We start from the raw sequence: 13,266 nt of genomic DNA, 5'->3' as shown, positions 1-13,266 counted from the left end.
GCCAAGTTCGGCTTCCCAATACGCCATGTGCTGCTTGAGCTGTGGATTGACCATCGTGGTCAGCGCCTGGTTGGACACCTTGCGGACCAGCGGGCGCAGCAGCGCCGGCGCGCGCTTCGGCATCAGCGTGAACAACAGTTTTAAGAGCAGCGGCGACATCGCCGAGCCTTCGGCGTAATGCAGCCAGTAGGTATAGCGCAGCCGCTCCGGCGTGCCCGGCGGCGGAATCAGCCGGCCCTCGCCATAGGCGCCGATGATGTATTCGACGATCGCACCTGACTCGGCGACGGTGTTGACGTTGTCGGTAATGACAGGCGATTTGCCGAGCGGATGGATCGCGCGCAGCTCCGGCGGCGCCAGCATGCTGGATTGGCGCTGATAGCGCACAATCTCATACGGCACGCCGAGCTCTTCGAGCAGCCACAGCACCCGCTGCGACCGCGAATTATTGAGATGATGGACGGTGAGCATGGCGGTCCCCCGGCGCGTTTTGTGCGGCTTTCTCGTGCCAGCAGCGCTGGTGAAAGTCGAGCTACGGCACTGGTCTATAATTTATCCGGGTAATATTGACATCCTAATTTTATCCGGGTACTAATAACGGATCAGTTCCTGCCGGATTCCCCGCAATGTCGCAGCAGCAGTCCCAGACTTTTACCGCCTTCGAAGGCCAGCGGCGGCTGGTATCCGGTCCGCTCGGTGAGGTCGCCCTTGCCGTCAGGCGGGCGGAACAGCGCGCCGCAGACAGGGTCGCGATTTTCAGCGACGCGACCGGGCGTGCCATCGATCTCGACCTTCGCGGCTCCGACGACGAGATCGTGGCGCGGCTGCCGCCAGGACCTGTGGCGCCAGAGGCCGCCGCACCGCGCGGGCGCGGCCGGCCGAAACTCGGCGTGGTCGCGCGCGAAGTGACGCTGCTGCCGCGGCACTGGGAATGGCTCAATGCGCAACCCGGCGGCGCGTCGGTGGCCTTGCGAAAACTGGTCGAGGCGGCGCGGCGCACCCATGGCGACAAGGACCGCAGCCGCGCCGCGCGCGATGCGGCGTACCACTTCATGTCGGCGATGGCCGGCAACCTGCCGCACTTCGAGGAGGCGTCACGCGCATTATTCGCGGACGACCGCCGGCGCCTCGCGACCCTGATCGCGGCGTGGCCCAACGACATCCGCGATCACATCGGCAGGCTCGCATTCACTCCCGATCCGGTTGATCCTTCGAATATGAACCGCTAGGCTGGTTAGAATGATAACAATCATATAAGACGGCGGCGCCGGGCATGCCGCCGTTATTTTCAGGGAGACCGCGATGAGCAAGACCGCGCCGCAATTCATGTTCGATGTCGGCAGTCCCAACGCCTATCTCAGCCACCATGCGATCCCGGCAATCGAACAACGCACCGGCGTCAAGTTCGAATACGTGCCGATCCTGCTGGGCGGCATCTTCAAGGCCACCAACAACAAATCTCCCGCCGAAACCCTGGCCGGCGTCAAGAACAAGCGCGAATTTCACGACATCGAGACCGAACGCTTCGTGAAGCGTTATGGCCTGAAACCCTACACGATGAATCCGTTCTTTCCGGTCAACACGCTCAATCTGATGCGCGCCGCGGTGGCCGCGCAGTTCGAAGGCGTGTTCGAAAAATATGTCGACGCCGCGTTTCACCACATGTGGGGCGAGCCGAAGAAGATGGACGACCCGGAAGTGGCGCTGAAGGCATTCACCGGGTCGGGCCTCGACGCAGCAAAGCTGTTTTCCCGCGCCCAGGATCCCGACGTCAAGGCAAAGCTGATCGAAAACACGCAAGGCGCGGTGGAGCGCGGCGCGTTCGGCTCGCCGACCTTCTTTGTCGGCAAGGAAATGTTCTTCGGCAAGGAGCAGTTGCGCGAGGTCGAGGAGATGGTGGCGGGCGGCTGATCGAATTTTATCCGTCATCCTGAGGAGCGGCCTCTTGGCCGCGTCTCGAAGGATGGACACACGTGCATGCGGCCATCCTTCGAGACGCGCGCAAGAGCGCGCTCCTCAGGATGACGGCCCACTGGAGAACCGGGAATGCAAAAACGCAACGCAACCGTCGCGGTGATCGGCGCCGGGGATTACATCGGCGCCGAGATCGTCAAGAAATTCGCCGGCGAGGGATTCACGGTGTTCGCAGGGAGGCGCAACGGCGACAAGCTGGCGCCGCTGGTGAAGGAGGTCGAGGACGCCGGCGGCTCGATCGTGGCGCGCTCGCTCGATGCGCGCAAGGAAGACGAGATCAACGCCTTTCTGCAGGATGCGGACAAGCACGCGCCGCTGGAAGTGACGATCTTCAACGTCGGCGCCAACGTCAATTTCCCGATCCTGGAGACGACCGACCGCGTGTTCCGAAAAGTGTGGGAAATGGCGTGCTGGGCCGGCTTCCTCGCCGGCCGCGAGTCGGCACGGCTGATGCTGCCGCATGGCAAGGGCAGCATCTTCTTCACCGGCGCCACCGCGAGCCTGCGCGGCGGCTCCGGCTTTGCCGCCTTCGCCGCGGCGAAATTCGGCCTGCGCGCGGTGGCGCAGGCGATGGCGCGCGAGCTCGGGCCGAAGAACATCCACGTCGCGCATCTGATCATCGATTCCGGCGTCGACACCGCCTGGGTGCGCGAACGCCGCGAACAGCTGTGGGGCAAGGAGGCCCTCAACAACCCCGACCTGCTGATGCCGCCCGCCTCGGTCGCGGCCTCCTACTGGCAGCTCTACCAGCAACCACGCAGCGCCTGGACCTTCGAGTTGGAGATTCGCCCGTTCGGGGAGAAGTGGTAGAAGCGGCGAACGTGTCGCGGAAATAATCTCCGTCATGGCCGGGCTTGTCCCGGCCATCCACGTTTTGCTACCGGCAATGCCGATAAGACGTGGATGCCCGGGACAAGCCGGGGCATGACGAACTTTGAAAGGAGTCTCTCAATGCGCATCCTGGTGGTGGGCGCCGGCGCGATCGGCGGATATTTCGGCGGCCGGATGCTGCAGGCAGGTGCGGATGTCACGTTCCTGGTGCGCGAGAGGCGCGCCGCTGAACTCGCCGCCGCCGGCCTTGTGATCAGGAGCCCGCTCGGTGACGTGACGCTGAAAAATCCGCCCGCCGTGCAGGCTGACAAATTAGCCGAGCAATTCGATGTCGTGCTGCTCAGCTGCAAGGCCTTCGACCTCGACGATGCGATAAAGTCCTTCGCGTCGGCGGTCGGGCCGAACACGGCAATCATTCCGCTGCTCAACGGCATGCGCCATCTGGATACGCTGGACGCAATGTTCGGCCGCGAGCGTGTGCTCGGCGGCCTCTGCGCCATCGCGGTTACGCTGAACGAAAAACGCGAAGTCGTTCATCTTCAGCCGCTGCAGTCGCTCACCTTCGGCGAGCGCGACGGCACGACGTCGGATCGGGTCCGCGCCATCGCAGACGTGATGGAAAAGGGCGATTTCGGCTCGAAGGCGAGCGAAGAAATCATCCAGGAGATGTGGGAGAAATGGGTTTTTCTTGCCTCGCTGGCGGGCGCGACCTGCCTGATGCGCAGCTCAGTGGGCCATATCCTGGCCGCGCGCGGCGGCAAGGATTTTGTGCTCGGCATGCTCGATGAATGCAGCGCGACTGCAGCCGCCGAGGGGCACGGGCCGCGCGCGGCGTATCTGGAGCGCATCCGCGGCATGCTGACGGCCGAGGGCTCGCAGATGACGGCGTCGATGTTCCGCGACATCAAGGCCGGCGCGCCGGTCGAAGCCGACCATGTGATCGGCGACCTCGTCGCCCGCGCCGACGCCGCCAAGGTGCCGGTGCCGAAACTGCGGACCGCGTATACGCATCTGAAGGCGTATGAGCGGCAGTGGTGATTAGTAGGGTGGGCAAAAGGCGCTCTTGCGCCGTGCCCACCATTGCGCGTTGTGGTGGGCACGGCGCAAGAGCGCCTTTGCCCACCCTACGAAGCTACAAATGCGCGAGATAATGCGCGAGCGCCTCGATCTCTTCCTCGCTGAGCGGATAGGCGACCTCGGCCATCGCTGCCATGGCGCCGCCGGCACGCACGCCGGACTTGTAGTCGCGCAGCGCCTTGACGAGATAGTCCTCGCGCTGGCCGGCGATGCGGGAAACCGCCTTGGTGCCGGCGTAGGAATCGGTATGGCATGACGCGCAGCGGCGGCCGGCGGCGGCCTCTGCGCCCTTTGCGGAAAGATCCGGATTGTCATCCGGCTTCGGATTCTTCGGCGGGGCGAGCGAGGCAAAATAGGCCCCGAGGTTGCGAATGTCGTCGTTGCTCAGCTGCTCGACGATCGGCTGCATCTGCTCGTTCTTGCGGGTGCCGGCGCGGAAGAACACCAGTTGCCACTGCATGAACAGATCGGGCTGCGCCGCCAGCGAGGGAATGTTTTCCATCTGCGAGATGCCGCCCTCGCCATGGCAGCCGACGCACAGCTCGGCCTTCTCCTTGCCGGCCGCGATGTCGGCGGCGTGGGCGTAACCGCAGCAAATGGTTACGGCAGACAGCATCGCGATCGAGATATTCCGCATCATCAATCTCCGTCGTCATGGCCGGGCTTGTCCCGGCCATCCACGTCTTGTTGGCGATCGAGGGAGGAAGACGTGGATGCCCGGGACAAGCCCGGGCATGACGGCCAGGTTCCGTCATTGCGAGCGCAGCGAAGCAATCCAGAAGCTACAAAGCAAGGACTGGATTGCTTCGTCCGCTACGCTCCTCGCAATGACAACAAGAACGCCGTCATCCTTGTATGGGGGTACCCTCAATACCCCGCCACCGCCATCGCCACCACGGCGCTCAGCGCCACCCAGCCGAAATGCTTGCCGCGCAGCGCGAACGCGTTGGCGGCGGCGGCGAAGGCGAACACCACGGCCATCGTCGCCGCGATCCAGTGCCGCGCCGGCTCCGAGGCCATCCAGGGCGCGGCGATCAGCAGCACGCCGCCGCCGATCCATGCCACTGTCCCGGCCTGCCAGACCAGCCGGATCAGCGTGCGCACCCGCGGCGGCTCGATGGTGGCGCGGGCGAACACCTTGGTTTCGCCGAGCACGCCGTGGATCAGCGCGACGACGATTGCGGCGGCTCCGGAACATTGCAGCAGAACATCGCGCATCGTTTCGTCCTCCATACAGGACTGTATGGAGGCTTTTACGCCGGGCGCTGGCGGCTGTCAATACAGTAGTGTATGGTAGGTGCCGCGGGAAGCAATGATGGCCGATCAATTATCAGCAGAGGACTGGCTCGGGCTCGGTCTCAAGACCCTGGCCAAGAATGGTTTCACCGCGCTGAAGGCCGAGCCGCTGGCGAAGGCGATGGGGGTCTCGCGCGGCAGTTTTTATTGGCATTTCGCCGACATCGGCGCCTACCACGCCGCCATCCTCAAGCACTGGCGCGAGGTCGCCGCCGAGCAGGTCATCGCCGACCTCGAGGCCTCGCCGAAACACGGCAATCCGCTGCTGCGCCTGCTGCGGGCGACGTTCAGCAGCAAGCTGGCGCTGGAGAACGCGGTTCGCACCTGGGCCACGCTCGATCCGCTCGCTCGGGCGGCGGTGCAGGCGACGGACCGGCGCAGGCTGAGTTACGTGCAAAAGCTGTTCGAGCGGTCCGGCGTTGCCCCGGGCGTGGCGCGTTCCCGCGCCCAGATCTTCTACTGGGCGTTTTTGGGATACGCGCTGTCGGACCAGCCGTTGCCGAAAACGCGGCAGGATGCCGTATTGCAGGAGCTGATCCGGATGGCGTCGCGATAGATCTGCGACTACCCGCGGGCGGATCGGATATGTTAAAGGCGTAGGGTGGGCAAAAAGGCGCGCTTCGCGCCGTGCCCACCATCTCGCAATGAGCGATCGCATCATTTCAATGGTGGGTACGCTTCGCTTTGCCCACCCCACGGAGACCGCGCATGAATTCCCTGCCCGAACGCACCGACGCGACCGTCGACCCAAAACTGCTGGAAATCCTGGTGTGCCCGCTGACCAAGGGTCCGCTGGAGTTCGATTCAGCGCGGCAGGAATTGATCTCGCGCGGGGCAAAACTCGCCTATCCAATCCGCGACGGCATCCCGATCATGCTGCCGGAAGAGGCGCGGAAGATCGAGTGAGGGGTACTGTAATCCCTCCTCGTCATGCCCGGGCTTGTCCCGGGCATCTACGTCTTTGAACGCCGGCGAAGAAGAAAGACGTAGATGGCCGCGACAAGCCCGGCGATGACGACAATAAATGCGGTGGTCGGCTCTACAACGCCTCGCCCTTCAGCAGCCGCGGCACTTCGCCCGTCAGCCCCGCGGCCTGGCGGATGAACAGGCTTTTCAGCGGCGGCATGCGGTCGACCAGGCCGAGCCCGATATCGCGGACGCCGCGCAATAGCGCCGACTTGTTGGAGAACAACAGATTGAGCGAGTTGGTGGCGAGTCCCATCGCCATGGTGTCGAAGCGGCGCCAGCGCTGGTAGCGCTCCAGCACATCGGCCTGTCCGGGATCGATGCCGAGGCGGGCCGCGTCGACGACAACTTCCGCCAGTGCTGCGATATCCTTCAGGCCCATGTTGAGGCCCTGCCCGGCGATCGGATGAATCACATGCGCGGCGTCGCCGACCAGCGCCAGCCGCTGGCCGATGAAGGAGCGCGCCACGAAATAGCCCAGCGGAAACGCGCGCGGCCTGTCCAGCGCCTTGATCTCGCCGAGATGCAACCCAAAACGCGCTTCGAGCTCGCTGTGAAACTCTTCGTCGCTGAGCGCGACGATGCGCGCGGCCTCGGAACGATTCTCGGTCCACACCAGCGAGCAGCGCGCGCCCTTCAGCGGCAGGATCGCGAACGGCCCCGCGGGCAAAAAATGCTCCTCGGCGCGGCCTTGATGATCGCGCTCATGGCCGACGGTGACGACAATGCCGGACTGGTCGTAATCCCAGCCATGAGTGGCGATGCCCGCCTGCTCGCGCAGCTTTGAGCGCGCGCCGTCGGCGGCGACCAGCAGACTGGCTTCAATGGTGTTGCCGTCGCCGAGCACCACATCGACGCCGCCCGGACGCTGCTCGAATCCCTTGACCGTGGTGGCGCGCAGATCGATGCCCGCGGCCGCGGCGCGCTCCACCAGCGCGTCGATCAAATGCCGGTTCTCGATCATGTGGGCGAACGGCTCGCCCGGTTCGACCTCGCCGCCGAAAGTGAGAAACACCGGACGCGTCGCGTCTTCGAGTTTTGAGTCGGTAACGACCATGTCGAGGATCGGCTGCGACTCCGCTGCGACCTGGTCCCACACGCCGATCGCCTCGAACAGCCGGCGGCAGGCGGCGACGATGGCGGTGGCGCGGGGATCGGGGCTCGGCCGCACACCAAGCGCCGGATCGGCGACGACGATCGGGATGTCAGGACCGAGCCCCTGACGCAGCGCCAGCGCCAGCGCCAATCCTGCGAACGCGCCGCCGCCGACCACAATACTTCGCTGTGCCATGCTACGCCTTACTCTCTTGCGCCCCGACTATAGCTGGGCGAAACAGGTTCACCAAACACTCGTCATTCCGGGATGCGCCTCTTGGCGCAGGACCGGAATCCATACTCCCTGCAGGGGTTATGGATTCCGGTTTCGCGCGAAGACGCGCGCCCCGGAATGACGAACAATTGAAGGCGTCTCCATGTCCAAAAGCCTGATTGACCTGATCTCCATTCTCGATCTCGAGCCGATCGAGGTGAACCTGTTCCGCGGGCGCAGCCCGAAGACCAGCTGGCAGCGGGTGTTCGGCGGGCAGGTGATCGGGCAGGCCATGGTGGCGGCGTGCCGCACCGTCGAGGGCCGGCTGCCGCATTCGCTGCATTGCTATTTCATCCTGCCCGGCGATCCGCAGATTCCGATCGTCTATGAGGTCGAGCGCCTGCGTGACGGCAGAAGCTATTCGACCCGCCGCGTCACCGCGATCCAGCACGGCAACGCGATCTTCTCGCTGATGGTATCGTTCCATGTCGAGGAAGAAGGCGCGTTCGACCATCAGGACAGGATGCCCGACGTGCCGCCGCCGGAGAAACTCACGGCAGAAGAAGTCGCCAAGCAGCCGATGTTCAAGGAGATGCCGGACTTCATCAAGCGCTATTACGAATCCGACCGGCCGATCGAGCTGCGCCCGGTCGAGCTCCGCCGCTATTTCGGCCAGAAGATCGACGACGGCCGCATCCATGTCTGGATCCGCACCGCGGCGAAACTGCCGGACGATCCGGCGCTGCACATGTGCGCGCTGGCCTATGCCTCGGACTTCTCGCTGCTCGATGCGGCGATGGCGCGCTACGGCCGCACTTTGTTCGACCGCCGCATGATGCCGGCGAGCCTCGACCACGCGATGTGGTTCCACCGCCCATTCCGCGCCGACGAATGGCTGCTCTACGCCCAGGATTCGCCGAGCGCCCGCGCCGGCCGCGGCCTCACCCGCGGCATGATCTTCAAGCCCGACGGCACTCTGGTCGCCTCGGTGGCGCAGGAAGGCTCGCTGCGCGAACGCAAGGAAAAGCCGGCGTAGCCGTAGCGGCGCTCAGGCCGTTCTTTCGACCAGATCGAATTGCGACACGGTCCAGCGCATAAACCAGCTTAGCGCCCATGGGATCGGAATGATGAGCACCACGCCGAGCGCGAACAACATCGTCCGCCACAGCACCTGCCACCCGCTGGCAATGAATGTAACCTCGCGCCGCGTGCCGGCAATGCTGCGGCAAACCCACCGCATAAGGGCCGTCATCACCCACGCCCAGCCGATGATCGTGATGATGGAAACAACGCCCAGCAGATACCAGCCGACATAGATCAATGGTTCGCCCGTGAACGTGAGCGGGAGCCGCTGACCGTTGGAGCTGATATTGGCGACGAACCACCGGACCGTCATCCAGGAGAGATACCCCTGAACCGGCAGCAGGATGTATTCGAGATAATCAACGCCGCTGAGGCCCGCGTAACTGCAGAGCGCCAGCAGCACGAACACATACCAGATATCGCCGGGCTGGCCGGTGAAGCCGAGGTTGGGCCGCTGCGGAACGTGCAGGTGCGAAACAAACCACCGGTAGAAGCCGGTCACCGCCCAGGGCGCCGGGATCACCAGCAGGTTGCCGATGAACAGGAGCAACGCGCGTCCAAGCAGCGCCCATGTGCCGGCCTCGAACGAAAGCAACCCGGAGCCGATGGCCCGCGCCACAGGCGCGCCCGAACCGGGAAAAGCCGGCGGTCTTGCGCCGCTCGAAAGCAGGCCGGGAACATCCCCGGCGAACTGCCACGCCGCCATTCCCTCGCTCCAGACGTAGGTGTCCGGCCGAATACCGCCCTTTGCGATCAGGTCGCGAAACTGATCCTCGGAATAGGGGCCGTGCTGCTGGCCGTCGGTCGCAAAAAACCAGGATCGGCTTGCCATGATGTTCGTCCCCGGCGCGCGGCCCGGCCAATCGCCGGCCATAAGTGCGCATTCTGGCCGAATATTCCGGGCTGTACAGCGACACCGCCCCCGATTGCGCTAGTCCCCCACACGTTTTCCCATCCCGGCTGCAACTTTTCTGTGCCATTTGCACAGAAAGATGCCAGATTTGCGGGAGCGCAAATCAAGCTACGACCCATTTGCGAAATCCGCGGAAACGAAGGCCTCATTCATGAAACTCGTCGTCGCCATCATAAAACCCTTCAAGCTCGACGAGGTGCGCCAGGCGCTCACCGCGATCGGGGTCCACGGCATGACGGTCACGGAGGTCAAGGGCTATGGCCGCCAGAAGGGCCATACCGAGATTTACCGCGGCGCCGAATATGTGGTGAATTTCCTGCCCAAGCTGCGCATCGAGATCGCGGTGTCCTCGGACCTCGCCGACAAGGCGGTGCAGGTCATCACCTCAAGCGCGCGCACCGGCCAGATCGGCGACGGCAAGATTTTCGTCACACCGATCGATCACGCCCGGCGCATCCGCACCGGCGAAACCGACAGCGACGCGCTGTGACAGCAATAGATACGTGCCCCGGACGTAGCGCAGCGCGCCGCACTTCGCGGCGTGGTGCGCTGCAGAGCCGGGATCCAGCTTGCTTGCTAAACCGGGGTCCCGGCTCTGCGGAGCGGCATGAAGAATGCCGCACCGCGTCCGGGACACGGGGGTTTGTCTAATCGAATAGAAGAAAACGAGCCGGGGGAACATCATGGGGCCACTGCCACGTCACGCGGCCGTTAAAGCTGCGGCAATATTTTCCGCAGCAACTTTTTTTTCAGCGCTAACAACACCTGCATTTGCCGAAGCATCCACCATCAGCGCCGCCGACACCGCCTGGATGATCGTCGCCACCGCCCTGGTGCTGATGATGACGATTCCAGGTCTGGCGCTGTTCTATTCCGGCATGGTGCGCAAGAAGAACGTGCTGGCGACCATGGCGCAAAGCCTCGCCGCCGTGGGCGTTATTTCAATTCTATGGGTGGCGTTCGGCTATTCGCTGGCGTTCGTCGGCGACGGGCCGTGGATCGGATCGCTGGATCGCTGGTTCCTCGCCGGCATGACCATGGACGGCGTCAATCCGCTCGCGAAGACGATTCCGGAAGCGCTGTTCATGCTCTACCAGATGACCTTCGCCATCATCACCGTGGCGCTGGTGGCGGGCGCGGTCGCCGATCGCATGCGTTTTTCGGCCTATCTGTTGTTCTGCATCGGCTGGTTCACCTTCATCTATGTGCCGCTGGCGCACTGGGTGTGGGGCGGCGGCTTCCTGGGCACGGCCGGCGTGATCGATTTTGCCGGCGGTCTTGTGGTGCACCTCAGCGCCGGCATCGGCGGGCTGGTCGCGGCCAAGGTGCTCGGCCGCCGCCATGGCTACGGCTCGGACAACCTGTCGCCGTTCGATCTGTCGCTGGCGGTGATCGGCACCGGACTGTTGTGGGTCGGCTGGTTCGGCTTCAACGGCGGCTCGGCACTGCAAGCCAATTCGCGCGCGGTGATGGCGATCACCGCGACGCATCTGGCGGCCTGCGCCGGGGCGCTGACCTGGGGCGCGATCGAATGGTCGACGCGGCGCAAGCCCTCGGTGCTCGGCATGATCTCCGGCGCCATCGCCGGGCTCGGCACCATCACCCCGGCCTCCGGCTTCGTGGCGCCGTGGCATGGCATCGTCATCGGCATCGCCGCCGGCGCGCTCTGTTTCTGGGCCTGCACCAGCCTCAAACATCGCTTCGAATACGACGATTCGCTCGACGTGTTCGGCGTCCACGGCATCGGCGGCATCACCGGCACCCTGCTGGCCGGAGTGTTCGCCACCGCCGCGATCGGCGGCACCGCCGGCCTGATCGAGGGCAATCCGAACCAGCTGCTGCTGCAGCTCTACGGCGTCGCGGTCACGCTGGCGTGGTCGGGCGGGGTCACTTTCATCCTGCTTAAGCTGGTCGGCGCCTTCGTGCCGCTCAGGGTCTCGCAGCAGCAGGAGCTGGAAGGGCTGGATATTACGCAGCACGGCGAGGCGCTGCAGTAGCCTACCTACCGCGATACCTGCGCCCTGCCCTCCTCATAAGCACGATTATGTCGGCAGTCTGTCATGCCTATATTTTAATCAGGCATGATGAGGCCTTGGGCGCGACCGAATATCGCAGGTGCGAGCATTTCCCGCAAAGCGCGAAAACGCCCGCGTTCATAAACCGTTAGGGAAATCCCGCCGTCTGGCACGGCATTTGATTCTATCGGTTCTGGCTGTGCCCGCGTTGTGAACTTCTCCGCGTGGTGAAGCTCAGTCGAGAACGCCCGGTCATGTCTGGACCGGGCCCCAAGCGGGGATAGGACCCATGAAAATTGTTATGGCGATCATCAAGCCATTCAAGCTCGAAGAAGTCCGGGACGCCCTGACCGCCATTGGCGTTCATGGTCTCACGGTGACGGAAGTCAAGGGATATGGCCGGCAAAAGGGCCATACGGAAATCTATCGCGGCGCCGAATACGCGGTGAGCTTCCTGCCCAAGATCAAGATCGAAGTCGCGGTCAATTCCGATCAGGTCGGCAAAACCATCGAAGCCATCACCGGTGCGGCAAAAACCGGACAGATCGGCGACGGCAAGATCTTCGTCATCAATCTCGACCACGCCGTTCGCATCCGCACCGGCGAGGCAGATGCCGCGGCCCTGTAGATTTCGCGCTCAATCACAAATCCACTCAGGAGTAAAACAAATGACGTTCAAGCGTCCCTACAGCGCGGGATTGGCAGCCCTCGCAGCCGGCCTGTTTGCCGCGACCGCTGCTTACGCCGAGCCTACCGTCAACAAAGGCGACAACGCCTGGATGCTGACATCGACGGTGCTGGTGCTGTTGATGACCATCCCCGGCCTTGCGCTGTTCTATGGCGGCCTGGTCCGTTCCAAGAACATGCTCTCGGTGCTGATGCAGGTGTTCTACACCGTCTGCATCGTCATCATCATCTGGGCGCTCTACGGCTACAGCCTCGCCTTCACCGGCGGCTCGGACTTCATCGGCGGCTTCTCAAAAGCCTTCCTGATGGGCGTCACCACCGATTCGAAGGCGGCGACGTTCAGCGTCGATGCCAACATCTCCGAGCTGATCTACGTCTGCTTCCAGATGACCTTCGCGGCGATTACCCCCGCTTTGATCGTCGGCGCCTTCGCCGAGCGGATGCGGTTCGCGGCGGTAGCGCTGTTCATTCCGCTCTGGGTGACGTTGATCTACTTCCCGATCGCGCACATGGTCTGGTACTGGGCCGGACCGGACGCGATCACCGATGCGGTCAAGGCGCTTGCGGCGGCGGGTGATGCGGCGGCAAAGGCCGCGGCGCAGGCCAAGCTCGACGAAGTCAACGCCGATGCGGGGTGGATCTTCAAGAAAGGCGCGATCGATTTTGCCGGCGGCACCGTGGTGCACATCAACGCCGGCATCGCGGGCCTGGTCGGCGCGCTGTTGATCGGCAAGCGCACCGGCTACGGCAGGGAGCTGATGGCTCCGCACTCGCTTACCATGACCATGATCGGCGCCTCGCTGCTGTGGGTGGGCTGGTTCGGCTTCAACGCTGGATCGAACCTGGAGGCCAGCGGCGGCGCGGCGCTTGCCATGACCAACTCCTTCGTCGCAACGGCCGCGGCGGCGCTGTCGTGGATGTTCGCCGAATGGATCATCAAGGGCCATCCTTCCGTGCTCGGCGCATTGTCGGGCGCGGTGGCGGGACTTGTCGCGGTGACGCCCGCGGCCGGCTACTCCGGCCCGATGGGCGCCATCGTGCTCGGCCTCGTGGTCGGCGTGGTCTGCCTGTTCTTCTGCACCGTGATCAAGAACGCGCTCGGCTATGACGACTCG

16 protein-coding genes and 1 pseudogene are annotated in these 13,266 nt (G+C 64.1%); 11 read left to right on the top strand and 6 right to left on the bottom strand.

Annotated features, from left to right (window positions below):
- On the bottom strand, positions 1-471 hold a 471-nt coding region (locus VGP39_RS26195; protein ID WP_327570995.1), incomplete at its 3' end, for a glutathione S-transferase.
- A gap of 155 nt (positions 472-626) precedes the next feature.
- Here VGP39_RS26195 and VGP39_RS26190 point away from each other — a divergent pair.
- From VGP39_RS26190 to panE, 4 genes are all read left to right on the top strand, one after another.
- Positions 627-1,229 (top strand): DUF2239 family protein, encoded by a 603-nt coding sequence (locus tag VGP39_RS26190; protein WP_327570994.1) that lies wholly within the window; start codon positions 627-629, stop codon positions 1,227-1,229.
- 73 nt (positions 1,230-1,302) lie between these two features.
- Positions 1,303-1,911: a 2-hydroxychromene-2-carboxylate isomerase gene (locus tag VGP39_RS26185; protein ID WP_327570993.1), complete on the top strand. Its 609-nt coding sequence runs from the start codon at positions 1,303-1,305 to the stop codon at positions 1,909-1,911.
- A 135-nt stretch (positions 1,912-2,046) separates the two neighbouring features.
- A complete protein-coding gene (locus tag VGP39_RS26180) occupies positions 2,047-2,784 on the top strand; it encodes an SDR family NAD(P)-dependent oxidoreductase (RefSeq protein WP_327570992.1) in 738 nt (245 codons plus the stop codon).
- A 141-nt stretch (positions 2,785-2,925) separates the two neighbouring features.
- A complete protein-coding gene (panE, locus tag VGP39_RS26175; protein WP_327570991.1) occupies positions 2,926-3,843 on the top strand; it encodes a 2-dehydropantoate 2-reductase in 918 nt (305 codons plus the stop codon).
- 94 nt (positions 3,844-3,937) lie between these two features.
- Here the strand turns inward: panE and VGP39_RS26170 are convergent, their stop codons facing one another.
- Together VGP39_RS26170 and VGP39_RS26165 are read right to left on the bottom strand one after the other, a co-directional pair.
- Positions 3,938-4,519, bottom strand: coding sequence for a c-type cytochrome (locus VGP39_RS26170; RefSeq protein ID WP_327570996.1), 582 nt, complete (start codon positions 4,517-4,519; stop codon positions 3,938-3,940).
- A gap of 230 nt (positions 4,520-4,749) precedes the next feature.
- On the bottom strand, positions 4,750-5,100 hold the full coding sequence (locus tag VGP39_RS26165) for a hypothetical protein (protein ID WP_327570990.1): 351 nt from the start codon (positions 5,098-5,100) through the stop codon (positions 4,750-4,752).
- A gap of 97 nt (positions 5,101-5,197) precedes the next feature.
- On the opposite strand from VGP39_RS26165, the gene VGP39_RS26160 reads away from it, so the two are divergent.
- On the top strand, positions 5,198-5,734 hold the full coding sequence (locus VGP39_RS26160) for a TetR/AcrR family transcriptional regulator (RefSeq protein WP_327570989.1): 537 nt from the start codon (positions 5,198-5,200) through the stop codon (positions 5,732-5,734).
- A 152-nt stretch (positions 5,735-5,886) separates the two neighbouring features.
- Positions 5,887-6,084: a Trm112 family protein gene (locus VGP39_RS26155; protein WP_327570988.1), complete on the top strand. Its 198-nt coding sequence runs from the start codon at positions 5,887-5,889 to the stop codon at positions 6,082-6,084.
- Positions 6,085-6,217: 133 nt separating this feature from the next.
- Here VGP39_RS26155 and VGP39_RS26150 read toward each other — a convergent pair.
- Positions 6,218-7,453, bottom strand: a pseudogene (locus VGP39_RS26150) (ubiquinone biosynthesis hydroxylase); the annotation flags it as partial.
- A 163-nt stretch (positions 7,454-7,616) separates the two neighbouring features.
- On the opposite strand from VGP39_RS26150, the gene tesB reads away from it, so the two are divergent.
- Positions 7,617-8,489, top strand: coding sequence for an acyl-CoA thioesterase II (tesB, locus tag VGP39_RS26145; protein ID WP_327570987.1), 873 nt, complete (start codon positions 7,617-7,619; stop codon positions 8,487-8,489).
- Positions 8,490-8,501: 12 nt separating this feature from the next.
- On the opposite strand, the gene VGP39_RS26140 is transcribed toward tesB, so the two are convergent.
- Positions 8,502-9,368, bottom strand: a complete 867-nt coding sequence (locus VGP39_RS26140; protein ID WP_327570986.1) for a DUF4339 domain-containing protein — start codon at positions 9,366-9,368, stop codon at positions 8,502-8,504.
- A gap of 232 nt (positions 9,369-9,600) precedes the next feature.
- On the opposite strand from VGP39_RS26140, the gene VGP39_RS26135 reads away from it, so the two are divergent.
- Positions 9,601-9,939 carry a P-II family nitrogen regulator gene (locus VGP39_RS26135; RefSeq protein ID WP_327570985.1) on the top strand — a complete coding sequence of 113 codons (339 nt, stop codon included), beginning with the start codon at positions 9,601-9,603 and terminating at the stop codon, positions 9,937-9,939.
- Between the two features lie 210 nt (positions 9,940-10,149).
- On the opposite strand, the gene VGP39_RS28235 is transcribed toward VGP39_RS26135, so the two are convergent.
- The gene (locus tag VGP39_RS28235; RefSeq protein ID WP_414644813.1) at positions 10,150-10,275 is read right to left on the bottom strand and encodes a hypothetical protein; all 126 of its coding nucleotides are present in this window, start codon (positions 10,273-10,275) and stop codon (positions 10,150-10,152) included.
- Here VGP39_RS28235 and VGP39_RS26130 point away from each other — a divergent pair.
- From VGP39_RS26130 to VGP39_RS26120, 3 genes are all read left to right on the top strand, one after another.
- Positions 10,262-11,446, top strand: a complete 1,185-nt coding sequence (locus VGP39_RS26130) for an ammonium transporter (RefSeq protein WP_414644812.1) — start codon at positions 10,262-10,264, stop codon at positions 11,444-11,446. The two genes, VGP39_RS28235 and VGP39_RS26130, sit on opposite strands and share 14 nt — an antisense overlap.
- 307 nt (positions 11,447-11,753) lie before the next feature.
- On the top strand, positions 11,754-12,092 hold the full coding sequence (locus VGP39_RS26125; RefSeq protein WP_327570983.1) for a P-II family nitrogen regulator: 339 nt from the start codon (positions 11,754-11,756) through the stop codon (positions 12,090-12,092).
- A gap of 40 nt (positions 12,093-12,132) precedes the next feature.
- The coding region (locus tag VGP39_RS26120; RefSeq protein WP_327570982.1) for an ammonium transporter at positions 12,133-13,266 on the top strand (1,134 nt) is incomplete at its 3' end.

Origin of the sequence: Bradyrhizobium sp., from assembly GCF_036009065.1 — a bacterium.
Classification (GTDB): Bacteria; Pseudomonadota; Alphaproteobacteria; order Rhizobiales; family Xanthobacteraceae; genus Bradyrhizobium.
Note: the sequence above shows the minus strand (reverse complement) of the source record. Positions and strands in the feature narration are given on the sequence as shown.